Source organism: uncultured Thermosynechococcus sp. (assembly GCF_937958135.1).
Classification (GTDB): Bacteria; Cyanobacteriota; Cyanobacteriia; order Thermosynechococcales; family Thermosynechococcaceae; genus Thermosynechococcus.
Genome location: NZ_CALGOG010000002.1, coordinates 22,239 through 47,447 on the forward strand (window position 1 = coordinate 22,239; position 25,209 = coordinate 47,447).

21 protein-coding genes and 1 tRNA gene are annotated in these 25,209 nt (G+C 55.5%); 10 read left to right on the plus strand and 12 right to left on the minus strand.

All coding sequences use genetic code 11. The features are described from left to right. Positions 1-6: 6 nt before the first annotated feature. On the plus strand, positions 7-609 hold the full coding sequence (pyrE, locus tag Q0711_RS00160) for an orotate phosphoribosyltransferase (RefSeq protein WP_298611952.1): 603 nt from the start codon (positions 7-9) through the stop codon (positions 607-609). Here the strand turns inward: pyrE and purB are convergent. The 4 genes from purB to ftsH form a co-directional block, all read right to left on the minus strand. Then, positions 577-1,872, minus strand: a complete 1,296-nt coding sequence (purB, locus tag Q0711_RS00165; RefSeq protein ID WP_298976553.1) for an adenylosuccinate lyase — start codon at positions 1,870-1,872, stop codon at positions 577-579. The genes pyrE and purB overlap by 33 nt on opposite strands. Positions 1,873-1,935: 63 nt before the next feature. Then, positions 1,936-3,024, minus strand: coding sequence for an LOG family protein (locus Q0711_RS00170; protein WP_298611958.1), 1,089 nt, complete (start codon positions 3,022-3,024; stop codon positions 1,936-1,938). 31 nt (positions 3,025-3,055) lie between these two features. Further along, a complete protein-coding gene (locus Q0711_RS00175; RefSeq protein ID WP_298611961.1) occupies positions 3,056-5,257 on the minus strand; it encodes an ATP-binding protein in 2,202 nt (733 codons plus the stop codon). Further along, positions 5,215-7,128: an ATP-dependent zinc metalloprotease FtsH gene (ftsH, locus tag Q0711_RS00180; protein WP_298611963.1), complete on the minus strand. Its 1,914-nt coding sequence runs from the start codon at positions 7,126-7,128 to the stop codon at positions 5,215-5,217. Before ftsH ends, Q0711_RS00175 begins: the two co-directional genes overlap by 43 nt. Positions 7,129-7,265: 137 nt before the next feature. On the opposite strand from ftsH, the gene Q0711_RS00185 reads away from it, so the two are divergent. Then, the gene (locus Q0711_RS00185) at positions 7,266-9,065 is read left to right on the plus strand and encodes an aspartate kinase (protein ID WP_298611966.1); all 1,800 of its coding nucleotides are present in this window, start codon (positions 7,266-7,268) and stop codon (positions 9,063-9,065) included. Beyond that, the gene (locus Q0711_RS00190) at positions 9,052-9,966 is read left to right on the plus strand and encodes a DMT family transporter (protein ID WP_298611968.1); all 915 of its coding nucleotides are present in this window, start codon (positions 9,052-9,054) and stop codon (positions 9,964-9,966) included. The genes Q0711_RS00185 and Q0711_RS00190 overlap by 14 nt, the downstream gene beginning before the upstream one ends. Here Q0711_RS00190 and Q0711_RS00195 read toward each other — a convergent pair. Further along, positions 9,963-10,313 carry a hypothetical protein gene (locus tag Q0711_RS00195; RefSeq protein ID WP_298611971.1) on the minus strand — a complete coding sequence of 117 codons (351 nt, stop codon included), beginning with the start codon at positions 10,311-10,313 and terminating at the stop codon, positions 9,963-9,965. The two genes, Q0711_RS00190 and Q0711_RS00195, sit on opposite strands and share 4 nt — an antisense overlap. A 78-nt stretch (positions 10,314-10,391) precedes the next feature. On the opposite strand from Q0711_RS00195, the gene prmC reads away from it, so the two are divergent. Then, positions 10,392-11,267 (plus strand): peptide chain release factor N(5)-glutamine methyltransferase, encoded by an 876-nt coding sequence (gene prmC, locus Q0711_RS00200; protein WP_298611973.1) that lies wholly within the window; start codon positions 10,392-10,394, stop codon positions 11,265-11,267. Here prmC and Q0711_RS00205 read toward each other — a convergent pair. Continuing rightward, positions 11,264-11,527, minus strand: a complete 264-nt coding sequence (locus Q0711_RS00205) for a DUF3493 domain-containing protein (RefSeq protein ID WP_298611975.1) — start codon at positions 11,525-11,527, stop codon at positions 11,264-11,266. The genes prmC and Q0711_RS00205 overlap by 4 nt on opposite strands. 106 nt (positions 11,528-11,633) lie before the next feature. Between Q0711_RS00205 and Q0711_RS00210 the strand changes: the two genes are divergently transcribed. Further along, positions 11,634-12,212: a M23 family metallopeptidase gene (locus tag Q0711_RS00210; RefSeq protein WP_298611978.1), complete on the plus strand. Its 579-nt coding sequence runs from the start codon at positions 11,634-11,636 to the stop codon at positions 12,210-12,212. A gap of 7 nt (positions 12,213-12,219) precedes the next feature. On the opposite strand, the gene Q0711_RS00215 is transcribed toward Q0711_RS00210, so the two are convergent. Then, positions 12,220-12,293, minus strand: a tRNA-Asp gene (locus Q0711_RS00215). A 192-nt stretch (positions 12,294-12,485) separates the two neighbouring features. On the opposite strand from Q0711_RS00215, the gene purD reads away from it, so the two are divergent. After that, positions 12,486-13,778, plus strand: coding sequence for a phosphoribosylamine--glycine ligase (gene purD, locus Q0711_RS00220; RefSeq protein ID WP_298611981.1), 1,293 nt, complete (start codon positions 12,486-12,488; stop codon positions 13,776-13,778). Positions 13,779-13,786: 8 nt separating this feature from the next. Continuing rightward, positions 13,787-14,080 carry a DUF3082 domain-containing protein gene (locus tag Q0711_RS00225; protein WP_298611983.1) on the plus strand — a complete coding sequence of 98 codons (294 nt, stop codon included), beginning with the start codon at positions 13,787-13,789 and terminating at the stop codon, positions 14,078-14,080. Here Q0711_RS00225 and Q0711_RS00230 read toward each other — a convergent pair. Together Q0711_RS00230 and Q0711_RS00235 are read right to left on the minus strand one after the other, a co-directional pair. Further along, positions 14,077-14,763, minus strand: coding sequence for an ABC transporter ATP-binding protein (locus tag Q0711_RS00230; RefSeq protein ID WP_298611985.1), 687 nt, complete (start codon positions 14,761-14,763; stop codon positions 14,077-14,079). The genes Q0711_RS00225 and Q0711_RS00230 overlap by 4 nt on opposite strands. Positions 14,764-14,789: 26 nt before the next feature. Further along, positions 14,790-15,977 carry a TRC40/GET3/ArsA family transport-energizing ATPase gene (locus tag Q0711_RS00235; RefSeq protein WP_298611987.1) on the minus strand — a complete coding sequence of 396 codons (1,188 nt, stop codon included), beginning with the start codon at positions 15,975-15,977 and terminating at the stop codon, positions 14,790-14,792. Positions 15,978-16,245: 268 nt separating this feature from the next. Between Q0711_RS00235 and psbA the strand changes: the two genes are divergently transcribed. After that, entirely contained in the window at positions 16,246-17,328 is a 1,083-nt protein-coding gene (gene psbA / locus Q0711_RS00240; RefSeq protein WP_299041233.1) for a photosystem II q(b) protein, read from the plus strand. A 63-nt stretch (positions 17,329-17,391) separates the two neighbouring features. On the opposite strand, the gene Q0711_RS00245 is transcribed toward psbA, so the two are convergent. Next, a complete protein-coding gene (locus tag Q0711_RS00245) occupies positions 17,392-18,582 on the minus strand; it encodes a Coenzyme F420 hydrogenase/dehydrogenase, beta subunit C-terminal domain (RefSeq protein ID WP_299041235.1) in 1,191 nt (396 codons plus the stop codon). 6 nt (positions 18,583-18,588) lie between these two features. Then, positions 18,589-20,787, minus strand: a complete 2,199-nt coding sequence (locus tag Q0711_RS00250) for a phosphoketolase (protein ID WP_298614400.1) — start codon at positions 20,785-20,787, stop codon at positions 18,589-18,591. 156 nt (positions 20,788-20,943) lie between these two features. Between Q0711_RS00250 and Q0711_RS00255 the strand changes: the two genes are divergently transcribed. Both Q0711_RS00255 and Q0711_RS00260 read left to right on the plus strand, forming a co-directional pair. Next, on the plus strand, positions 20,944-22,269 hold the full coding sequence (locus Q0711_RS00255; protein WP_298614398.1) for a cobyrinate a,c-diamide synthase: 1,326 nt from the start codon (positions 20,944-20,946) through the stop codon (positions 22,267-22,269). Between the two features lie 48 nt (positions 22,270-22,317). Continuing rightward, positions 22,318-23,472, plus strand: a complete 1,155-nt coding sequence (locus tag Q0711_RS00260; protein ID WP_298614396.1) for a M23 family metallopeptidase — start codon at positions 22,318-22,320, stop codon at positions 23,470-23,472. Here Q0711_RS00260 and Q0711_RS00265 read toward each other — a convergent pair. Then, positions 23,469-25,196, minus strand: coding sequence for a phosphodiester glycosidase family protein (locus Q0711_RS00265; RefSeq protein ID WP_298976801.1), 1,728 nt, complete (start codon positions 25,194-25,196; stop codon positions 23,469-23,471). The two genes, Q0711_RS00260 and Q0711_RS00265, sit on opposite strands and share 4 nt — an antisense overlap. Between the last annotated feature and the right edge of the window lie 13 nt (positions 25,197-25,209).

A 25,209-nucleotide genomic window follows, 5' to 3' on the forward strand; every position in this document is an offset into this window, starting at 1 on the left:
TCAATCATGAACGAGTCTCTGCCTGAGCTGCGTCAGGAACTCTTGGCGCTTCTTTGCCGCGATGCTTACCGCAGCGGTGACTTTATCCTTGCCTCTGGCCAAAAAAGCCAATACTACATTAACTGCAAACCTGTGACCCTCTCGGCGCGGGGCGCTTACCTTGTGGGGCGACTCTTCTTGGAGCAATTAGCTCCGGAAGCAGTGGCAGTGGCGGGTCTTACCCTTGGGGCAGACCCCTTGGTGGTGGCCGTGAGCGTGCTCTCCAATTTGCAGGGGCAGGATCGGGCGGCGCTGATTGTACGCAAGGAAGCCAAAGGCCACGGCACGATGAGCTTTATTGAAGGCCCCCCCTTGCCCCAAGGGGCGGTAGTCACGGTGCTGGAGGATGTGATCACCAGCGGCGGCTCTGCCCTCAAGGCCGTTTTACGTCTTCAAGAGGCGGGTTACGTTGTTAATGAAGTCCTTGCCATTGTGGATCGCCAGGCGGGCGGGGAAGCCGCCTTGACGGCTCAGGGGGTACCCCTGCGATCGCTTTTTCGAGTTAGTGACCTTGCAGCCTATCTCAATTCGGCTCAATTAAATCCCCAACCGCTGGTAGATTTCCTCTAGGTGCTTGAGGTGATGTTCAGGGTTAAAGCAAGCTTCGAGTTCCTCTGGTGTAAGGTAGCGCCGAATTTCTGGATCCCCTTTGAGGTTGGCGGCAAAATCCCCATTGGGTTGATTCCACGCGGCGTGGGCGTGTTTTTGCACCAAGGCGTAGGCGGCTTCGCGACTTAGACCCTTCTCCACCAGTGCCAAGAGCACCCGCTGACTAAAGATCACACCGCCGTAGCAATTCATATTGCGGCGCATATTCTCCGGATAGACCTGTAGGGTTTGCACCAAGTCCGTCATTTCCACCAACATAAAGTGGGCAAGAATCGAGCTGTCGGGCAAAATCACCCGCTCCACGGCACTGTGGGAAATATCCCGCTCATGCCAGAGGGCAACATTTTCCAGAGCCGCCAAGGCATTGCCCCGCAGTACCCGCGCCAACCCCGTCAGCCGTTCAGACCGAATGGGATTGCGTTTGTGGGGCATGGCGGAGGAGCCTTTTTGTCCTTTAGAGAAAAATTCCTCCACTTCTAGAACATCGGTGCGCTGCAGATTGCGAATCTCAACGGCAAAGCGCTCAAGAGTTGCCCCCAACAGGGCAAGGGTCTGGGCATAGTCGGCATGGCGATCGCGGGAAATGACCTGGGTTGAAGCGGTATCCGGTTGCAGTCCCAGTTTTTGGCAGGCGATCGCCTCTACGCGCGGATCCACATTGGCATAGGTGCCCACAGCGCCCGAAATTTTGCCCACCGCCACGGTTCGCTGCAATTGACACAGGCGATCGCGATGGCGCAGCAGCTCCGCCAGCCAACCCGCCAGCTTGAAACCAAATGTAATTGGCTCGGCGTGAATTCCATGACTGCGTCCCACCATCACCGTATAGCGATGTTCTTGGGCGCGGTGGCGCACCGCCTGAATGAGATACTCCAACTGTTCTTGAATCAAGGTCAGACTGGCCACCAATTGCAGCGCCAAACCGGTGTCTAAAACATCGGAACTGGTTAGCCCAAGGTGAATGTAGCGCCCGGCATCACCCACATTCTCGTTGACATTGGTGAGGAAGGCAATGACATCGTGCTTTACCTCCGCTTCAATCTCAGCCACCCGTTGGGGGTCAAACTTGGCTTTAGCTTTGATTTCGGCCACTGCCTCAGGGGGAATATGCCCCAGTTCCGCTTGGGCCTCGCAAACTGCAATCTCAACATCCAGCCATGTTTTGAATTTGTAGGCATCGGTCCAAAGATTCCCCATGGGGGCAAGGGTATAGCGTTCGATCATGGGCGTGTATCTTGACTAAAGGTGATGAAAAACTGCAATCTAATGCAATCGAATGGCGATCGCCTACTTGCGCTCAGGATGGTATGTCGCCTCCGCTGTGGCAAAGCCATTGAGGCGATAAATCAGTTGGTAGAGGCGACTATAATCCCGCTGATTAAAGTGCATGATCAATCGCGGCAAATGGAGCGTGTGCGTCAGGGCAGGGCGGTTAATGGGTTGCTCGTCTTCCACTTCCCGCGGCAGGGGTTCTGTGCGTTCAATCTGCCCCGACACAAGAATATCTTGAAAATCGCGATTGAGTTCTGTCAAAGCAGCCTCACTAATGTCTTGATTCAACCGCAGCACCAAGCGATCGCCCACATAGCGGCTAGAGTGATAGACACGATAGAAGCCACTCAGGTGGGCTAAGCCTTCTTCTACACTGGTGCAGATGCGATAGAGTTCCTGATCTTCGGCGTTAATCAATCCCCTGGCCACCAGTTCTTCGCGAATAAACCGATCCCAATGCTGCCAGTAGCTGCTACCGGGAACATCCATCAAGACCAGGGGTTTGGGGGGAGCTTTGCCCGTTTGGCAGAGGGTCAAGCATTCAAAGGCTTCATCTTGGGTGCCAAAGCCACCGGGGAAAACGGCAATGGCATCGGTTTCTTTGAGCAAAAAGAGCTTGCGCGTAAAGAAGTACTTAAAGTGAATCAGGCGCGGATCGCCTTCAATATAGGGATTAGCACCCTGTTCAAAGGGCAGTTCAATGTTGAGGCCAAAGGATTGATTGGGACCCGCCCCTTTATTCCCCGCCTCCATAATGCCGCCCCCGGCACCCGTGATAATCATAAACCCCATGGCACTCGCCGCTTGGGCAAAGTGCACCGCCATTTCATAGACTGGCGACGTGGAGGGAGTTCGGGCGGAGCCAAAGATCGAAATTTTGCGGGTATGGCGATAGGGGGCAAAGACCCGTAGGGCTTGGTGCATGTCCCGCAGGCAGGAACGCAAAATCTTCCAATCCAGTCGTTCGAGTTCCTCGTCGGCAATATCGAGAAACAGTTGCAGGGCTTGGTAAATTACGTCGCCGTGGGGCACACTGTCTAAGCGACGAATTAACTGATCCAGATCTTGCTGTAGGCTACTTAAAGCGACTCGCGAAAGGGTCATAGCACCCTAAGAACGTTAGCACCCTATTTTATCAGGCAGCGGGATCACCTGACGCAGTGGGTAGGCTGAGGGTAAAGGTGGTCATGCCCGCTTCACTGCTGGCGCTAATTTCACCCTGCAATTGCTCCACGAGTTTTTGGGTGAGGGCGAGGCCTAAACCTGTGCCCCCCTGTTGCCACGGATCCGCATTGGGAATGCGATAAAACTTTTCAAAGATGCGCGGCAGTTCCTCACCGGGAATCTCTGAGGGATTACTCACTTGAATTTGCAGGCGATCGCCCCCAATTGGCTCAAAACGGACAACAATCTGCGCTCCAGCAGGGCTGTACTTACAGGCATTGTTGAGTAACTCTGCCAAGATGCGGGCTAAAGCATGGCGGTTGGAGAGGAGAGGTGGCAAAGTGGGAGGGCGCACAATCTCAAGGGATTGCTGCCGCTGTTGCATGCGGTTATGGAAGGGTTCGAGGGCTGAGGGCAGCCAACTGTCGAGATCAATCACCTCCTGTTGAATCTGGCTGCGCCCTGCCTCTAGGCGTTGCAGATCCAGCAAATCATTGATCAGTTCCGTTTCGCGGTTGCACTCATGGGCGAGAATATCAAGGTAGCGTTTCTGGCGATCGTCGGTGGCAAATTGCTTTAGCATATAGATGGCCATTTTCATATTGGCCATGGGCGTGCGCAATTCGTGGGAAACAGTGCTCAAGAAATCGTCTTTAATGGCATTGAGGCGCTCCAGTTCCTGCATTTTCTGCTCCAGTTCAGCCGTACGGGCACGCACCTGTCGCTCTAAATCGGCATTGAGTTCTTGTACCTGCTGGTAAAGCTGGGCTTGATGAATGGCAAGGGCACACTGATCGGCAATGGTTTTCACAAGGCTTAAATCCTCGGCTGTCCATGATTTGGGCAGGGTTTGCCGGAAGAGCTGGGGATGATTTGGCGAAATGGATGTTGCTTCAGTCGGCTCCCATTCGCAATCTAAAAGGCTAATTTGTCCTAGGAGTTGGCCAAGGTAAATCAAAGGGGTGATCACCAAGGCATTCACGTCTAAGATTCTCAGATCTGTTTGCAGTGGCTGCGGTAAATCGGGACAACTGGTAGCCAAAACCACCTGTTCGCCGTTGCTGAGGGCTGGTTCAAAGAAGGCGATCGCCCGCTGGTTGAGGGTAATTAAAGACTCAGGTAGATGGAGGACTTGGGGACGGGTGGCGTAGGTGAGCGTATCGGGTGCTGCTGTTTGGGTAATGAGGCACAGGGTTGAACCCAGGGCTTCTAGCAGCAAGTCGGCGGTAATTTGCAGGACTTCTGCTGCCACCATGGTAGTGCGCATGGCCTGAATAATGCGGTTAATGATGGCTTCGCGGCGGGCTTGGTTGCGCAGTTGTTCCTCAGCTCGCTTGCGATCTGTAACATCCATAACATAGCTGCGGATGAGTTCACTTTCATAGATGTAGTGAATGGATTGCTCGTAGATGCGCCCTTGGTACTCCACCTCCCGCACATGGACTTTTTCTTGGGTTTGCTTCATGTAGCGTGCCAGTTCCGGCAATCCCAACAACAGAGGATGAGTCAATTTCTGCTGCTGTAGATCGCGAAACTGCATCAGTGCGGCTGGATTGAGATACGTCACCTTCCCCTCGAGATCCACTTCTAAAATCGGGTTGGGCGTCAACTCAGGATAGGAGGCCAAGCGCACTAAGGCCGCTTCACTAAAATTCTCAAGATTGGTCTCGCCAGGGGGCACCAGCGTCGCAAAGGGATTCGTGCTTTTGGAGAGAAATCCCAGCACATCGGTGCTGCGGCAAAAATCCTCAAACTCCTCATCGGTCATGTTGGTCAGGGTTAGGTAGCGGGCCCGCACCTCCCCCCCAAAGACAATCATGTCGCCACTGCGCAAATCATGGGCAACAATCCGCTGCCCATTGACGAGAATGCCGTTGGTACTCCGCTTGCCCTGCAAATTGCCATCAATAAGGCGAAAAAGATGACTATTGGTCTCCGGACTCGTCACCCGCAACAAAATCCCGTGCTGCCGGGAGACCGTCTTGGAGTGCAGCACAATTGAGTTTGTGGGATCACGACCGATGGAGTAGGTGGCTGCTTCTAGCAAAATGGGTCGCCGTCCCTCACTGTCTTCGAGGACTAAGAGGTGACGGACTTCCTGCCGCTCATGGCTCACCATCGCCTCCTTGCCTAGGACGGTTGGGACACCGCCGGTGTAGCTGTTGCCTTCCACGCGGGTTCTTTGATGGGCAAGGTGGTATATTGCCGCACCAAGGCGCGAAACTCGTCCCCGTCAATGGTTTCCTTTTCTAGGATGAGTTCCACCAGCTTATCAATGGCTGCCCGATGCTCGCGGATGAGTTTGCGAGCGGTTTCATAGCAGTGCATCACAATCTCGCGAACCTGGCGGTCAATTTGCACGGCCACTGCTTCGGAATATTCAGCGCGGGGCACCAAATCCCGACCGAGAAAGACCTCGTTGCTTGGTGTTTCAAGGGCTAAGTGTCCCAAATCTGACATGCCGTAACGGGTAACCATTTCCCGCGCCAGATTGGCCACCGCTTGCAAGTCACTACTGGCACCAACAGTGACTTCGGCATCGCCAAAAATCTCCACCTCGGCAGCCCGTCCCCCCAATAGAATCGTGATTTCATCTAGGAGCCAGGCACGGGTATAAAGGCCACTATCTACCCGTTCCTCATCAAAAATCTGCTGAGCAAAACCGCCAACGCCACCGGAGCGGGGAATAATGGTCACTTTATTGAGAGGATCTGCGTGTTTCAAGAGGGTCATCAACAGGGCGTGACCCACTTCGTGGTAGGCAATGAGCCACTTTTTCTTGCTATCGAGGAGGGGAGTGAGGGTCATGCCAATGGTTACCCGATCAATCGCATCCTCAATTTCAGTATTGGTAATGGCGGGTTTGCGGCGCCGAACGGTGAGGATTGCGGCTTCATTGAGTAGGTTGGCCAATTCAGCCCCGGAAAAACCAGGGGTACGGCGGGCGATCGCCTCCAAGGACACTTCGGGTGCAATTTTTTTGTCACGGGCATGCACTTGGAGAATTTGCAAGCGCCCCTTGTAACTGGGCAAATCAACGGTAATTTGACGGTCAAAGCGGCCGGGGCGCAGGAGAGCAGCATCCAAGACATCGGGGCGGTTGGTTGCGGCAATCACAATGATCCCTGTATTCCCCTCAAAACCATCCATTTCTGTGAGCAGTTGGTTGAGGGTTTGTTCTCGCTCGTCATTCCCACCGCCAATGCCAGTACCCCGTTGGCGGCCGACCGCATCAATTTCATCAATAAACACCAAACAGGGCGCATTTTCCTTGGCCTTTTTGAACAAATCCCGCACGCGGGAGGCACCGACGCCCACAAACATTTCCACAAATTCAGAACCAGAAATCGAAAAGAAGGGAACCCCCGCTTCGCCGGCGATCGCCTTGGCTAGGAGCGTTTTCCCCGTCCCTGGGGGGCCAATCAGGAGCACCCCTTTGGGAATACGCGCCCCAATGGCGGTAAATTTCTCTGAGTTTTTCAAGAAAGTTACCACTTCTTGCAGCTCTTCCTTGGCCTCTTCAATCCCGGCCACATCCTCGAATGTCACGCCTGTTTTGGCTTCCATCTGGAAGCGGGCACGCGATTTACCAAAGTTGAGAATCTGCCCAGGGCCGCCGGGGGCATTACTGACTCGTCGCAAAATCATCAAGAACAAAATCAGTAGCACAAAGCCCAGGATCAAGTTGGAAATGACGCCGATAACCGCCCCATCACTGCCTGAGGGAACCACCCGCACCGCCGTGTTATGACGGGAACTTGCTTGGCGCAGGAGTTGAATTAATTCAGGGTTGCGATCAAAGAGCCGCACCTGGTGGGGGGGAGATTGTTCTGGCTGATCTTTGCGGCGAAACTTGGCTAGACCTTGCTCCTGATAGAGTTCCACAGAGCTGACTTCACCGGCTTTGAGGGCATTGAGAAATTGACTGTAGGAAACGGTGTTATTGCTCGACTGGGCTAAACCAATGTTTGTGGGGGCTAACGAGAGACCCACGACTAAAGCCAATTGACTTAGCCGTTGGGAAAGGCGTTGAGCGTATTTCATCGGCAGCCGTTTCCGAAATTTAGTTCTGATTTCCAGTTTAACAGCGATTTTTTTAGTTCCTTAGCCTAGTAGATAAGACACGGCCAAGAATCATCCCCCCGAATATAAAATAGGACAGCATTCTCTTTAGAGCGTCCATGGGACTGATTGTACAAAAGTACGGTGGTACCTCCGTCGGCAGTGTCGAGCGCATCCAAGCCGTAGCCCGCAGGGTCAAAGCAACGGTGGCAGCGGGACATCAGGTGGTGGTGGTGGTTTCAGCCATGGGTAAAACCACAGATAGCTTGGTGCAACTGGCCTATGCCATTAGCGATCGCCCCAGTCAGCGGGAAATGGATATGCTGCTTTCGACGGGGGAGCAGGTCGCGATCGCCCTGTTGACAATGGCGCTGCATGCCTTGGGGGAACCTGCCATCTCCCTCACTGGCGCACAAGTGGGGATTGTCACTGAACCTGCCCACACCCGTGCCCGCATTCTCCACATTGAGACTCAGCGCCTCGAACGGCACCTCAAAGAAGGCCAAGTGGTGGTTGTAGCGGGCTTTCAGGGGATTACTGCCGCTGCCGACTTTGAAGTGACCACCCTTGGGCGTGGGGGTTCCGATACCTCGGCGGTGGCCATAGCGGCGGCGCTGCGGGCAGATTGCTGTGAGATCTACACCGATGTCCCCGGCATTTTGACTGCCGATCCACGCCTGGTGCCCCATGCCCAACTGATGAGCGAAATTACCTGCGATGAAATGCTGGAGTTGGCTAGCCTAGGGGCAAAGGTTTTGCACCCGCGGGCGGTAGAGATTGCCCGCAACTATGGTGTGGACTTAGTGGTGCGCTCCAGTTGGACGGATGAGCCTGGCACACGAGTCATTGCACCAGCTCGGCCACCGCGTCCTGTGGAAAATCTTGAACTAGGTAAACCCGTGGATGGTGTGGCGCTGGACACCGATCAGGCAAAGGTGGCACTGCTGCGGGTGGCCGATCGCCCCGGCATTGCGGCACAGCTTTTTGGCGAACTGGCGCGGCAAAACCTAGACGTGGATTTGATTATCCAATCCATTCACGAAGGGCAAACAAATGATATTGCCTTCACGGTGCAAAAGAGTGTTCTCAAGCAAGCCGAAGCCGTTGCCGTGGCCTTTTATCCCCGTTTGCATCCACGGGTCGAAGAAACGGAGGTGCTCGTAGATGCCGATATTGCCAAGGTGAGTATCACAGGGGCAGGGATGATTGGCCGACCGGGGGTAGCGGCTCAGATGTTTTCAGCTTTGGCGGCGGCGGGGATTAACCTGCAAATGATCTCCACATCGGAAGTAAATGTCAGTTGTACAGTGGCCGCAGCAGATGCAGGCCGCGCGATCGCCGTCCTCTCCCAAACCTTTGATGTGGAAGCAACCGCCGCAGTCCCCCAAGCGGCCCCTGACTCCCCACCGGTGCGGGGTGTTGCCTTGGATGCAAAGCAGGCGCGGATTGCAATTCGGGATGTGCCCGATCGCCCCGGCATGGCGGCAGCAATTTTTCAGACCCTTGCCGATGCAGCCATTAGCGTAGATATGATTATCCAATCGCAGCGATCGCGCTCCTTGGGGGGGGTAATCACCCGGGATATTGCTTTTACAGTGGCCTCTGCCGATGCTGAGCAAGCTATGGAACTTCTCAAGGGGGTTCAGGCCAAATTGGGCTACGGTGATCTCCTTGTGGATACGGCGATCGCCAAAGTGAGCATTGTCGGGGTAGGGATGATCCAGCGGCCGGGGATTGCCGCTCGCATGTTTGCTGCCCTTGCCCGCGAGAATATCAACATTCAGATGATTGCCACCTCGGAAATTCGCGTTAGTTGTGTGGTGGCAGAATCAGAAGGGGTGCGGGCACTGCAGGCGGTGCATACGGCCTTTGGTCTCGATGGAGAGACCCCCGTTGTCATTCCCGATGTCGGCAAATAGACCGTCCCCTTGGCAAATCGCCTTTGTGCTCGGGGTGGGTGTCCTGGCGGTTTCCACGGCGGCTGTGCTAGTGCGCTGGGGAGTTGCTGGTTTACCCAACCATTCCCTGGGAACAACCGTGGGATTGAGCATTTTCCTAGCCAGTGGTCGGCTGAGTTTAGCTGCCCTCTTTTTGGTACCGCAACTGTGCACTTGGCCATGGCCAGAGGTGACCCGACAAAATCTGCGCTGGGCAGTGGCTGCTGGGGTTGCCCTAGCGGCGCACTTTAGTCTCTGGTTTACCTCCCTGAATTACACGTCGGTGGCAGCCTCGACGACATTGGTGACCACCACCCCGATCTGGTCAGCCCTTGTGGGTTACCTTTGGCAGCAACAATCCCTCAAGCCCCGTACTTGGCTAGGCATGGCGATCGCCCTTGGGGGAAGTGTCCTGATTGGAACGGGGGAGCTGAGGAGTGGGGTGGCCACGCAACCGCTGTTGGGAAATACCTTAGCGATCGCTGCGGCGTGGGCGGTCAGTGCCTACTTTATTTGTGGTCAAGCGGCTCAAAAAGCGGGTCTTTCGATTCACCACTACGCCTTTATTGCCTATGCCACTGCCGCATTGGTTCTCCTACCCCTACCGCCCCTCCTTGGGCTGGGCTATACGGGTTGGCCACCGAAGCTCTATGCTGCCATTCTCCTATTGGCGTTGCTTCCCCAGTTGGTGGGGCACACCAGTCTCAATTGGGGGGTGCGTTGGCTCTCTCCCACAGGGGTTACCCTGCTGGTGTTGGCTGAACCCCTTGCTGCGAGTCTCTTTGCTTTCCTGCTCTTTGGCGAGGTGCCGACAACTGCGGTGATCACAGGGGGGAGTCTTGTGCTCGTGGGTCTAAGCGTGGCACTGTGGCCCAGTGCCTAGGGTGATTTGGGCGATCGCCGCCGCTGTCTGAGGGCCTCCAAAGCATCTCCCAAGGCCGTAATGAGTCCCTCCCGGGTACGGGCATGGTTCTGGCGTTCTTCTTCGAGGGCGCGCCGCAGCCGTGCATTCTCTAGGAGAGCCTCAATCAATTGAGCCTGAAGTTCTGCAACTGAGGTTTCGCTGCGCACACGGGCTTCAATGCGTGCCCGTTCATCCAGCTCTGGCGGCGCTGCGGTCTCCACAGGCGGCGGCGGTTCAGGAACCAAGGGCGGCAGTTCATTCGCTCGCGCCTGTGCCCGTTGCAGTTGCTCTTGCAGACGTTGAAGCTGTTCCTGAAAATCTGCCACAGTGGAGAAGGCACAGCTAGGAATTCTAGGGCTATTTTGATACGAGTATCTTCAGAAAACAAGGGTCAAGATATATGCGTGAGTGGTGAGGCACTCCAAGCATGGTGGCACTGGGCACAGGGAATCATTCCTGCCCCTGAGCGCGAGAGTGGCCTACGGGAGTTAAAACAATTTCTCGGTGCCTTCACCGCACTGAGTCCCCTTGAACTCACATTGCGCCGATTCCCAGCCCAGATTTGCCTAAAACTTTCCCTTGCAGAACTCCAAGAGCGTTGGCAACGCCGCTGGCAAGAGCGAGTCCCCCTACAATATCTGATTGGTACGGTTCACTGGCACGATCTGGAATTAGTTGTTGCCCCCGGTGTGCTGATTCCTCGGCCAGAAACGGAGGAGTTACTAGAAGTGGTGGCGGCAACGGTGCCCCCTGGGCAACAACAGGGTCATTGGCTGGATTTGGGCACGGGTAGTGGGGCGATCGCCATCGGCTTGGCGCGGTTATTTCCTGCCGCTTTTGTGCATGCTGTGGATTGCAGTCCTGAAGCCCTAGAGATAGCGCACCTCAATATTGAAAAGCACCGTTTGGGCGATCGCGTACAGTGCTACGTTGGGAATTGGTTTGCCCCCATAGCGCATCTTCAAGGACAGGTACAGGGCATTGTCAGTAATCCCCCCTATATTCCCACCGGCCTTGTGGCCACTCTCCAGCCCGAAGTGCAGTACCACGAACCCCGCTTGGCCCTCGATGGGGGTGCGGATGGCCTGCAGGCAATTCGCCAGATTGTGCAGACGGCGCCAAAATATCTTCAGCCCCAGGGCTGGCTCTTTATCGAATTAATGGCGACCCAAGGGGCGGCGGTGGCGGCGCTGGCAATGGCAACCCAAGCCTATGAACGGGTGGAGATCCTTAGGGATCTCAGTGGCCACGATCGCTTTTTGCTTGCGCAACGAATTTAGCCGCGATCCCAACGCCAGAGGGTAATCATCAGGACAACCACCCCAATTTGCAACGCCAGATTCTGCGCCAAATCGTCACCTGCGGTGCCCGCCAATCCCTTGAGGCCAAGGATAAAGGCACCCATGAGGCCGGAAGCAGCAAAAACAGCATAAAAAACACGCCGTAGTCCTCGGTAGGGTGCTTTTGCTTCGGCTTGGAGGCGATCGCGTAGGGTAGGTTGAGTCACTTCAGCCTGTTCCTTGGGGTTGTTAGCAGCCATCTGGATTTTCTTATCACCTGAAAATATCCTACGTCCCTACAATAGGGAACGGTGTATCTCAATAACGGTCGAAGGCCGTAGGCAAAAAAGATGTGAGGAGTTGGATATGCATTGGCAGCGCATCAGTCTGGCACTGGCGATCGCCTGCGGTAGCACAGTCGCCATTCCCCAACTGAGTCAACCCTCCCAAAATACAGGTGCAAGGACGCTTCGCTGGAGCGACGCTTCGTTTCCTGTGGAAAATTTTCAGGGCTATACTTCTCCCTTTGGCTACCGGCGATCGCCCACGGGCGAACCTACAACTGAATTTCACAACGGCCTTGATTTTGCCGCCCCCCAGGGGAGCTACATCCGCAATTGGTGGGCCGGTCAGGTGATTGAAGTTTCCGATCACACCGCCTGTGGCACACTGGTACGGATTCAATCGGGAGCTTGGGAACACGTTTACTGCCACATGATGGGGCGGGTTGAGCAGACCCCCCAAGGACGAGCTATGGTTGATCGCGCTGGCGGCATTGTGATCCTGGAGGGGCAGCGGGTGCCTACAGGGGCGCGTATTGGTCGCGTGGGCATGACAGGGCGCACTACAGGGCCTCATCTTCACTGGACGCTCCGCCACCGAGGGCAACTCGTCAATCCGGCCGTGGTTCTCCAGGCGATGTACGGCAGCCAAGCCCAGCGTTAAGGATTAGCGGGACTGACGGGGCTCGAACCCGCAACTTCCGCCGTGACAGGGCGGTGCTCTAACCGATTGAACTACAGTCCCAATTTTTGACCGATCCTTAGAGTATCAGGAAAATCATGGCCCTGTCAACTAGGGAACTCATGTCTTGCCAGGCGATCGCCGCCTGTCGTTTCTCGTTGCCTTTGGAGAGACCATTGCTACTTAACCGGTAAACTTGATAAGCTCCTGAAGATTGATTTCAAAAATGATCGCCTATCTTTTTGGAGCGCATCTGTGAAGGTCGTTGTCATTGGCAGTGGTGGTCGGGAGCACGCGATCGCTTGGAAATTACTGGATTCTCCCCAGGTGAGCCAAGTCTATTGTCTCCCCGGTAATGGCGGAACAGCTTGCCTAGAGCGGTGTGAAAATGTTGCCATTGCAGCCACCGACCTCACCGGCATTGGGGACTTTGCCAAAGAGAATCACGTTGATTTAGTGGTTGTTGGGCCAGAAGCACCCCTTGCTGCGGGTTTGGCCGATTACCTCCAAACGCTAGACATTCCCGTCTTTGGCCCAACCCAAGCAGGGGCACAGATTGAAGCCAGTAAAGCCTGGGCAAAGGCGCTGATGGAGTCGGCTGAGATTCCTACAGCCAAGGCGGCTGTGTTTGAGAATTATGAAGCAGCTTCTCGCTACGTTCAAACCCAAGGGGCACCCATTGTCATTAAGGCGGATGGTCTAGCGGCGGGTAAAGGGGTAACAGTTGCAGCCACAGTAGCAGAGGCAATTGCTGCCCTAGAGCGGATTTTTGGGGGTGAATTTGGCGCCGCCGGTCAACGGGTGGTCATTGAATCGGTACTGGAGGGGCAGGAGGTCTCGGTACTCGCCGTTACGGATGGTCAAACAATTGTGCCGCTCTTGCCTGCCCAAGACCACAAGCGCGTTGGCGAAGGGGATACCGGTCCAAATACTGGGGGAATGGGAGCGTATGCCCCAGTTCCTTGGGTAACGTCAGAATTGATGGAACGGATTCAAAAAACAATTCTCGAACCTACCCTCAGAGCCTTACAGGAGCGGGGGATTCACTACTGTGGGGTACTCTATGCCGGTCTGATGATCACGCCTGCAGGCGATCCCTACGTGGTGGAATTTAACTGTCGCTTTGGCGATCCGGAAACCCAAGTGGTGCTGCCCCTTTTGGAGACCCCCCTGATTGAGGTGCTCTTGGCCTGTGTCGAGGGGCGGTTGGCTCGTTTGGGAGCGTTGCAATGGCGCCATGAAGTGGCGCTATCGGTCGTAATGGCGGCGGGGGGGTATCCGGGGAGTTACCGTAAAGGGGATGTGATTCAGGGGATTCCCGACGCAATCGCCCAAGGGGTACTCGTTTTCCATGCGGGAACGCACTGGCAAGACGGGCAGTGGTACACCAATGGGGGGCGCGTACTGAATATCACCGCCTTGGCTCCTGATTTTGCCACTGCTCAAGCCAAAGCCTATGCCGGCGTGAAAGCCATTCAATTTGCCGATTGCTACTATCGTCGTGACATTGGCTACCGTATTCTGGAATCATCGGCTCATAAAGGTTAGTGCTTTCCATGACGGTTCTCCCCCCGCAAACCAATCCATTGCGCTGTTTAACCGGTGCGCTAATTGCTGGCACACTTGGAATTCTTCTACATCGGCTCACAGGGGCGATCGCCTATGTCTTTGCTACCCACGCGGTGAGCTACCACAATCAACTGGTCTATAGCTTGGCAGTGGCTGTGCGCACCCTCGTGGTGGGTCTATGTACCTTGGCAACGGGTGTCTTTAGCATTATTGCGCTAGGTCTAGTGGCACTGACACTGCAACTCCTCTGGGAACGCTGGGTGCAGGGTGAGCAGAGTTAGCCCTCGCTGACCTTGCCATCCTCGATCTTGGTGATGCGATCGGCAATGGCCATAATTCGTGGATCGTGGGTCACAATCATGACGGTGCAGCCATTTTGCTTTGCCAGCTTTTTGAGAATAGTAATCACCTGTTGGCCGTTTTGAGAATCGAGGGAAGCAGTGGGTTCATCGGCAAAAATAATTTTCGGTTCACCCGCGAGGGCACGGGCAATGGCAACCCGTTGTTTCTGCCCCCCAGAGAGGTGGGCGGGCACAAAGTCGAGGCGATCGCCTAAACCAACTGCCGCTAAAAGAGCTGCCGCCTGTTCCTTTGCTTTTTTACCTTTAATGCCCTTGAGATTGAGAGCAATTTCGACATTCTCCAATGCTGTCAAGGCGGGGAAAAGATTAAAGCTCTGAAAGATAAAGCCAATATTTTGCAGACGAAACTTTGCCAGTGCGGCCTTGGAGAGTCGGGTAATCTCTTCGCCTAAGACAACCACTTGACCACTGGTAGGGGCAAGAATGCCGGCTAAAATCGAGAGTAGTGTGGTTTTACCCGACCCCGAAGGTCCCATCAGCAGATGGATATGGCCGCGCTCGATTTTCAGGTTAATTCCCTGAAGAACCGATGTCTCCTGATGGCCAGAATGATAAACCTTGGTTAGGTTTGTAGTGGCGATCGCCAGCTCAGTTGAGGTCACACAGGAAAATCTCATCATACTTGTTGTTAACTATTGGTGACGCTGGCAAAACGGATTTTTAGATAGTCCGCCTCCATTTTCGCGCCTACCGGTTGCAGTGCCGCCAAGCCTTGGGGCAGCACCATATTGCGACGATGGTTGCCAATGCGAATGTTCAACTCATCAGCGGTTTTATTGAGTTCAATTTTTTCCTTGGGCACCCCCGGTAAATAGAGTTCAAGGCTGTACTGGCCATCCCTGGGCACTACCCGAATCGTTTGCTCTTGGTAATAAACTTGAGCCGGATCCTCATCGGCATAGAGGGTTTCCTTGAGGCGATGCAGTGCCGCTAAACCACAGAGTTCCTCCGCAAAGAGAGGCACTTCCTTAACGGGGAGGGGACGAAAATTATCGTGAATCTCTTGCCGATACCGTTGCTGGGTTTCTCTCCAGCGGGTAAAGAAAGGATCATGAACACTCTCGGGGAGAATGCGGTTGGCCACCACTAAATCCGTGGCCACATTGTAGAGGCTGAGATAGGCATGGGCGCGCAGGGATTCCTTGATCACCATCTTTTCGGGATTGGTTACCAAGCGCACAGAAGTTTGGGTGTTGTCGGTGAGGACTTTTTCCAGGGCTTCAATCTGCTCATAAAATTCATAGGGCGCATCCATCACCTCTTGATCGGGCAAAGAAAACCCCGCCAAGGGTTTGAAAATTGGCTCCACAATGGGGCGTAGGGCCATGGACATCCGCTGCAACGGCTTATAGAAGCGGCGCATATACCAACCGCTCACTTCCGGTAGACTCAACAACCGCAATGCCGTGCCGGTGGGGGCAGAGTCAATGATAAGAACATCGTACAGGCCTTCGTCATAGTGGCGTTTCATGCGCACAAGGGCAAAGATCTCATCCATCCCCGGTAAGATTGCCAATTCCTCAGCTTGAACCCCTTCTAAGCCGCGGGCCTGTAAGACTTGGGTAATGTAGCGCTTGACAGCTCCCCAGTTGTCTTCCAACTCCATCAGGGCATCCAGTTCTGCCCCCCAAAGATTTTTGGCGACGGGAACAGGGACATGCCCCAATTCGAGGTCAAAACTATCGGCAAGGGAGTGGGCAGGATCCGTGCTCAGGACCAGCGTTTTATACCCCAATTCTGCACAGCGTAACCCCGTTGCTGCTGCCACTGAAGTTTTACCAACGCCACCTTTGCCAGTCATTAAAATTACACGCATGGGAAAGCTCTGCCCTAAACACGGTTGCTTAATATATCTTAACCCTTGAGCTTGCCCTCAGGGGGGCGATCGCCGGCAATGAATGGAGATAAAAACATCAAGAAAAATAAATAAACATAACTACCTATTTAGCTTTACTAACAATAATTTAGACCTTCCCCAATCCCTTAGGGCAAATATTAACTTAATGCTTAAGCCCTTGCAGTTTGCAACTGCTTTCAAGGGTTTGTAAATGGAAAGAAAAGATATATCTGGACTTATCACGCCTATGACTACGACTCTCCAACGTCGCGAAAGCGCGAATTTGTGGGAGCGGTTTTGTAACTGGGTAACCAGCACCGATAACCGCCTCTATGTGGGCTGGTTTGGTGTAATCATGATCCCTACCCTGTTAGCCGCAACCATCTGCTTTGTGATTGCCTTCATCGCTGCTCCCCCTGTGGACATTGATGGCATCCGTGAGCCGGTTTCTGGCTCCTTGCTCTATGGCAACAACATCATTACCGGTGCGGTTGTCCCCTCCAGCAACGCCATTGGCTTGCACTTCTATCCCATTTGGGAAGCGGCTTCCCTCGATGAGTGGCTCTACAACGGTGGCCCTTACCAACTAATCATCTTCCACTTCCTGTTGGGAGCCTCCTGCTACATGGGGCGCCAGTGGGAACTCAGCTACCGCCTTGGGATGCGGCCTTGGATTTGCGTGGCCTACTCTGCTCCCTTGGCCTCTGCCTTTGCGGTGTTCTTGATCTATCCCATTGGTCAAGGCAGCTTCTCCGATGGCATGCCCCTCGGTATCTCCGGTACCTTCAACTTCATGATTGTGTTCCAAGCGGAGCACAACATTCTCATGCACCCCTTCCACCAACTGGGTGTGGCCGGTGTCTTCGGGGGTGCGCTGTTCTGCGCCATGCACGGTTCTCTCGTGACTTCTAGCTTGATCCGTGAAACCACCGAAACCGAGTCTGCCAACTACGGCTACAAGTTTGGTCAGGAAGAAGAGACCTACAACATCGTGGCGGCCCACGGTTACTTCGGTCGCTTGATCTTCCAATATGCCAGCTTCAACAACAGCCGCTCGCTGCACTTCTTCCTCGCCGCTTGGCCCGTGGTGGGCGTCTGGTTTGCTGCCCTTGGCATTAGCACCATGGCCTTTAACCTGAATGGCTTCAACTTCAACCATTCGGTCATTGACGCCAAAGGCAACGTGATCAACACTTGGGCTGACATCATCAACCGTGCCAACTTGGGGATGGAAGTGATGCACGAGCGGAATGCCCACAACTTCCCCCTCGACTTGGCCGGTGGCGAGTCGGCGCCGGTAGCCATGATTGCTCCGAGCATCAACGGCTAAGCAACGCTCATTTGCTGAACTTTTACGCAGCCGCTCCTGCCCTCAGGGGCGGTTTTTGTTGCATTACTGGGAGGGCAATTGATACTGATCCACAATTTTTTGGGCAAAGGGGGGCACGTGCGTCGCTAGTTTTTGGGGGTAGTGGCGCCGCACATAGAGATAGTTGCGGGTAAAGTGGGAGTCAATGGAAAAGCGAGCATATTCAAGCCCTTTGGGGCCAATGCGCTCAATCACTAGGCCCACGAGTTTGGCCGCCCACATGGGGAGCGTAACACCTTTATCGTAGGCAGGAATACTTTGTTGCACGGCAGCGTGGCGATCGCCCCCACTGGTCACGGGCTGGATTTCCAATTGATCCCAAACCAAATCCAGCATTTCTTGGCCTAGGTCATTGCGCACCACCAGCCACTGCCAACCAAAGGGAGCACCCATGTAGCCTACCACCAAATCGGCAAGGCCATTCACGTAGTCAAAGCAACTCATGCAGGAGGGGGCAAAAATGTCCTTCAGTTGATTGGTTTTCAAGCCAAAAAAGGGCACCGTTTCGGTGGAGCCGTCGCTGTGCTTGAAGTGTACCCGAAAGTCCTGCATGAACTCGTAGTGAATGACGGTTTCAGGGGAGCGGCTCGTGGTTTCAAGAAATTTTTGCAGACCGGCACGGGTGACATTGTCCACACAGGGCGTGCCTAGGACGTAGAGCTTCTCAAGACCCAGTTTGTCTTGGATGGCTCGCAGGGCTTGAATTTGACAGCCCACGCCAATCACTAAAAGCCGTTTGAGGCCGCATTGCTCCACCTGCTCCAGCACGGAAAGATTGGGCGAGAGGGTGGGTTTATTCACACGCGCAGCGAGAATCTCCTCACGACTGCGGGCAATCACGGGCTTGGGGGTAAAGCGATCGCGCTCACTATTTTGAACACAGACAACGCCCTCCACTCGTCCCGATTCCAACAGGGCAATGGCAATACTGCTGACAATCCCCGTCCACTGCGCCCCCGCAATGGGTTCGGTTTTACGAGCAGCCAGCATCTGTTGATGCACGCCAAAGTAGCACTCGTCCCAATTCTCAAGATCGCGGGTCCGGCCATGACTTTGCTGCTCGAGGCGCTCAAACTGCTGATTGAGGAAGGCACAGGCGTCCTTGACGTAGTGGATATAGTAGGTGTCGCAGAGGCCACACTCACTGCACAGCGCCTTGGCGGGGCGGAGGCTACCGGGCTTGAGGGCACGGGCTTTGTGATGGGCAGCAGTCATGGGCGCTTACTTCAGCAGTGAACGGGCGCGATCGCAAATCGCTTCGGGAGTGAGGCTATTGTAGGCCATGAGTTCAGCGGGACTAGCTGTGGTTTCTCCCCGTTGCCACGCCAAGACATCGCGGGGGCAGGTGGCGCGCAGCAGGATCGGCTCGAAGAGTGCAGCCGCTCCCCCTGTAACTCCCAAGAGGGCATCGCCGCCAAAGAGCCGCTGGAACGTGGCCTCATCGGCAAAGCCACCGTCGGGTTCAGCACAGGTTTGCCAAGCAACATCTGTGGGGCGGTACAGCCGCCGCGGGTTGATCACCGAGACAATGCGTACCCGATAGCCCAGTTCCTCCAACTGGGGCAGAGCACTATAGACGGGTTGCAAAATCATGTCCCCAACTACTGCCAGTACCACTGTGGCTTTACCAGTAGCAGACTCGTAGAGGGTCACCGCCCCCTCCTCAAGGGCTTGTTCTGTTTGGGCAAAGGTGGTGCGCACGGGCAGCGGTGTTTTACTGGCAAAGATGGCAATTCCCTTGTTTTGAGCCGTCAGTGCCCAACGGTAGCAGACTTGAATGCTGTTGGCATCGGGGGGAAAGAGAGCAAAAACATTGCCATTGCGCAATAGGGCAGCGTAGTAGGCTTCAATTTCTGGGCGTTGATGCGTCCAACCATTGCGTCCCTGCTCTAGGGCACCAGCAGTAAAGAGGGTAACTGTGCTGGGGGTTGGTCGCCGCAGTTCGGCCATGGCTTGGGTGACCGTTTGCCAAATGGGAAGACCATTGATGGCAAAGGATTCGTAGGAGCACCAAAGACTGCGGCTGCCCATCAAGCATAGCCCAGCCGCTAGACCCGCACAGGCATCCTCGCTGAGGGGTTCATAAACTTGACCATTGGGCAGTTGGTTGTAAAGGGGATCCGGCGTCGGGTGAATGATCTTTAGGGCTTGGTTAATGTTGCCAATTCCAGAGGCTTCGTTGCCATCGGCATTCGTGATGAGATAGCGGCGATCGCGCTGCCCCACCACTGCAACCAGCCGCCCCATCGCCGTTGTCGCAACCTTGTTTTCCCCCAACCCATAGGCTTCCAGGGGAATTTCCCCCAAGGGGGGCAAGTCTAAAATTTTCTCAGTGACCACCACATCTGCCGCCGGCCCGCCAGCCGCAGCAACACAGTTTTGGCGTACCAATTCCCAGGCGGCAGGGGCAAGAGCGCGGGCTTTGAGGGCATTGACAATCTCCGGGTTATCGAGGGTGTGCTGCGCATAGAGGTTGTGGGATTTTGCCCCCTTGGCGTGAACACCGGCACCCTTGAGCTGCTTTAGGATAAAGACTGTGAGCTTGCCAGCAAGGGCCGATCGCGCTGCTTCTTGAACCCCTTTGAGCACCGCCTGCATAAAGGCCAAGCGCTGACCAAAGGAAAACTGGGTGCTGTCCACGTAGTCCCCTTCTTGGCCACTATCGTCAAAGTCCTTGGCATCCACCAGCACCACCTCTTGGAAGCCATTGCCGTGCCAATAGGCCATCATGGCCTCATTGCTTTTGGTGGAAATCATGCTGTGGTGCTCTTGACTAAAGCCATTCCACACCAGAACGGGCAGGAAGTTGGTGACCTCGGGAAAAGCGGTGTGGAAGTGCAGCATACTGCTCATGACGTAGGGTTCGCCCAGACCGCCATCCCCCAACGTGAAGGGGAAGAGGAGCTGACGGTGCAGCCAAGCTGCGGCCATGGCAAAATGTTGCCCCTGTCCAAGGGGGCCAGCGGGGGCAAGCACGCCGGGGATGTAGCCAGAGAGGTGACCCAGTAGGCCATGTTTTTCACGGAAGCGATCGCGCAGGTCTTGAACTGTATAAATACCCATTTTCTCTAGGGAACGATCCAAGAAGAGGGCGGCGTAGAAACCGGGGGCATGGTGCCCCACCTCCGTGATGATATTCTTGTGCCCGAGCATCACCAGCGCTGCATAGGCTTCCGCTTGGCTGGCAAAGCCGCCGGGGTGACCTGAAGCCTTACTGCCGGTCATCTGTAAAACTAGATAGCGGAGGGCATCGGCGTAAAGGAGGGTTTGATAGGCGGCTTCGGGGGCATCTAAGTCTGTGAGGGCGCTCTGTTGGGCATTTAGGAGGGGGGGTTGACCATAGCGCTCCCAGTCCGGCCAATCGTTGCCAAAATACTGGATTCCTTCACAGAAACTGGGCACCGAAGTTACCGCTGTCATAGACCCTGACCCAACTGTTGATTGCACGCTTAGTCTCCTATCTTACAGGGGCGGGGGAGCGCTCTTACGGCTGCTAGGGTGGCAAATCTCCCTGAAATGCAGACAGGACAGCAACTTTGGCCATAGATTGATTTTTCTTGGGGAACAGGATTAACCATGGTGTTGGTGATTGCGGGCGATCGCAGTGGTGTGGGGAAAACCACGGTTGCCCTCACCTTGAATGCAGCATTAACCGCCCGCGGGCAGCGGGTACAAACGTTTAAGGTGGGTCCAGACTACATTGATCCGCTCTTTCATACCGCCCTCAGTGGTCGCCCCTGCCGCAATCTCGATGCCCTGCTAACAAGTGCTGACTATATCCGCACCTGTGTCGGCTACTACAGTCAGGGAATGGATGCGGTGCTGATTGAGGGGGTGATGGGGCTATTCGATGGACGGGGGGGCAGTTCTGAGGGGAGTACAGCCCATATTGCCCGACTCTTGAACGCCCCCATTCTGCTGGTCTTGGATGTGCAAAAACAGGCAGCGTCGGTGGCGGCTTTGGTCTATGGTTTTTGTCACTATGATCCCTCACTCCAGATTGTGGGCGTTGTCTTGAATCAAGTGGCCAGCGATCGCCATCGGCAAATCCTAGAGGCCGCCCTTGCCCCCTTGGGCGTGCCCATTCTCGGCGTTATCTATCGCGATCAGACCCTCGCACTTCCCAGTCGCCACCTCGGCTTGGTTCCACCTCACGAATCCCAAGAATTGCCGCGCCTAGGCGATCGCCTTGCCCATTTGGGACAAACCTGTTTTGACTGGGAGCGACTTACACCCCTCCTTGCCCCTGGGGTGACCTCCTCAATCCCTCCTTTTGCGGTTTCTCCTCTCCCGCCCGTCACCATTGGTATTGCCCAAGATGCCGCCTTCCACTTCTACTATGCTGACATGCTTGATCTGCTCCAAGCTCTGGGAGCAACGCTAGTGCCGGTCTCCCCCCTCCACGATCCCCACTTGCCCACAGGTCTGGACGGTCTGATCTTGGGGGGTGGCTTTCCGGAGGTGTTTGCCCCCGAACTGGCGGCAAATCACGGGTTTCTTGAATCCCTGCGGCAGGCCCTTCAAGGGGGCTTAGCCGTCTATGCCGAGTGTGGTGGCCTTATGTACCTTAGCCAAGGACTCCAAACCCCAGAGGGAGATGACTATTTCTTTGTGGGACATCTGCCCACGGTGGCTTACATGGGTCAAAAACTCACCTTGGGCTATCGCCAAGCCACGGCTTTGCAAACAACCGTATGTATGCAGGCGGGAGAAACGGTTCAAGGCCATGAATTTCACTATTCTTACTTGAGTGCGCCGCCAGCAATGCCCCTGTGGCAATTGAACGGTGAACCGGAGGGCTGGGGTAATCTTCGCCTCCATGCCAGTTATCTCCATCTCCATTGGGGCGGCCATCCGCAGTGGGCGATTCGCTTTCTCCAGCAGGCAGCAAAGGTTGGATAATGCCACCTACGGCGGCGTAGTTTTTCAAGGTGTCGTTGGGGAGGGACAATGCCGCAGCCATACCGTTACGGCCTATACCTTTGCCTGGGACTGCTAGTGACCCTCAGTGTAACTTTGGTTGCCTGGGCAACGGCTCCCTCCCAGAACTGGGAATATTGGCAGCGGGTGATTCAAGAACACCGGCAACACCAACAGGCAGTGGGTGAGCAGCGTCAGCAATTGGAACGCCTTGAGGCAGCGGCCAGCGATCGCCTTGAGAGCTTAGAAGCCAATGTGGACAAGACAACCCAGCAGTTAATGGCCGCCGGCGATCGCCTACAGGCAGCAGCCACCCTGCTCAGGGAGCTTCAGGCTCGGCAGCAGACTCTTCGCCGCCGCTACGAAGCCAGTGTGGCCGTGATTCGCGATCGCCTGCGGTGGCTACAGCGCTACCGCGCAATTCCCCAATGGGCCTTGATCTTTGAGGCGGCAACCCTCAACGATTGGCTGACGCAACAGGGTCGCCTGCGCCAAGTGTATGCGCGCGATCGCCGGCATTTAGCTGCCCTAGTGCGCGATCGCCAGCAGCTTCAGCAGCAGGAGCGGCAGATTCAGAGGCAGCAGCACTTTATTCAAGCCCTGCGGCAACAACTGCAACAGCAACGGGCCATTTATGAGCGCGAAGCGGCTAACCAGCGGCAACTCATTGCTCGCCTCAGGAGCGATCGCCAAGCCCTTGCCGCCATAGAAGCCCAACTGACCCGTGATAGTGCCGCCATTCAGCAACTAATTCACCAGCGCCTCGGTTACGTCCCCAGGGGACTCCCACCTCTGCACCGCAGTGGCCGGCTTGCCTATCCTGTACAAGCACCAATAACCAGTCCCTTTGGCTGGCGGATTCACCCCATTCTGGGCACAGAGCGTTTCCACACTGGTGTGGACTTTGGCGCTGACTTTGGCACCCCCATTTATGCAGCCGCCGCGGGGCGGGTGATCTTTGCCGACTGGTCAGGGGGCTACGGCCAAACCGTCATTCTCGATCATGGCGGCGGCATGACGACCCTCTATGCCCATGCCCAGCGATTGCTTGTGCGAGAAGGCCAATTTGTGCAACAGGGGCAGCCCATTGCCGAGGTTGGCTCTACGGGTCTCTCAACAGGCCCCCACCTCCACTTTGAGGTGCGCTTGAACGGTGAACCCACTGATCCTTTGGCCTATCTCTAAGGGGTGGGTTGCCAAAAGACACCAATGGCATTGTTAACCCTAGTCGTTGTTACAGAATGGCGATCCACCAAGACCCCGCCCAGGTAGAGAGCCGTCGAACTACCGCCATCTAGATTCACCGCATTGATCAAGCCCAACTGGCGGACAATTTGTGCCCATTCGGCAAGGGTAGGTCCCATGCCGCCCACCCGATTGTGGGTCGTGACCCAGACAATGCTGCCATCGGGGCGATTGCCCATGGCACTGCGGGGCGCTGCCTGCGCATCCAACCCCCTACCAAATTGCTCCAGTGCTGCATTCAAGACCACGCGCCCCTGATCCACAAGCAGAGGCCCCGCACCGACAATGTTGGGGATGGTGTTAAAAACAGCGGGCACAGCAGTCGTTTCCAGTTCCACCTTAGCCCCCCCAGGAAAGCTGGCCAAGGCAGCAGAAAAGTTACGGACAACTAAAAGAAAGCCGTCGGGAGGAATAGGAACCGCTTGATTAACCTTGATGGCTTCCTGCCCCACCACTTGCTGATTGCGCACGCTAATGACCACTTCGCTAGCCGTTTTCCCTTGGTAACTTGCGCCCCAGCGGGGGGTATAGAGGGCAAGACCACCTTGGACATAGCCAGAATTGAACGTGACAATGGGGAATGTGCCCGCAGGTGTTCTTAGCCGCTGCTGCAAACTCAGACGGCCTACAGTAATTCGGCCGCGATCGTCCCAGCCAATGGCACCGCGATTGAGAATGGGGCCGGCAAGCCAGTTGCCCTCACTGCGAATTGCCCCCAGAGGCGCTTGGCGATCGCGATTAAAGAAGCCGGCATTGATTGCCGCAGCCGCTCCCCATGTTTGAGCTAGCTCAGGGAGAGTGGCCAGTCCTACTACGGTGGTTGGCTGAGGGGTCAAGGGGCGCAGACGCAACCCTGGCTGCTGGGGGTCAATGATCAGCAGATCCACAGGGAACTGGTGATTGCCGAGGGTAACGGTTTGTTGTTGCCAGCGCAGGCCCGGTGCCCATTGAATTGTACGGGGTGGAGGCGCATCACTGCGAAAATCAATCACCAGACGGGTGGGGTTTAGGAGCATTGAGGCCACCGGGCGAGCTGTGCCGGGAATTTGGGTTTCTAGGACGGTGCGGTTGGGGGTAGCGGTAACCTTGACATTGGGAATTGTCGCCAACTGGCCGCTGGCTTCAATGGTCAGGCTAAAATCCCGCGGGGTCAGACCACTGCGGCTAAATGTTAGCCGATTCACCTGCCAAGGGGTAGGGCGGTCTAATTCAAAGACCCAGCGATCGCCCCAAGGTTGTCGTCCCTGTCGCCAATGGAGAATGCGCGCTGGGGGAGTATTGATTTGGAGCGTATTGCCCTGGGGTTGCACCTGCCACTGGTATTGCTCAATCCACGGTGTAATGTCCAAGTAGCGATACATCCCATTGGCACTAAAGCGCACCGCCAAGGGACTCAATTGCGGTTGAAACCAAGCCACCGGCTGCTGAAAGGGATCTGTGGTATCCCCAAGGAGCACCCCCAAGCGGTGGGCAAGTCCCCCATCGCTAATGCCCGTGCGCAGTTGATTTTGGGAATCGCGCCACTGCTGCCACGCCACGGGGTAGTCGCGGCCATTTAAGTTCAGGCGATCGCCCTCTAGCACCTGCCCCAAAGCAATACTTGTGCTGGCGATCGCAACAACAATCCCGCCTCCCCAGGCCCGATAAACCAATCCTGCAGACACGCTCAATCCTCTA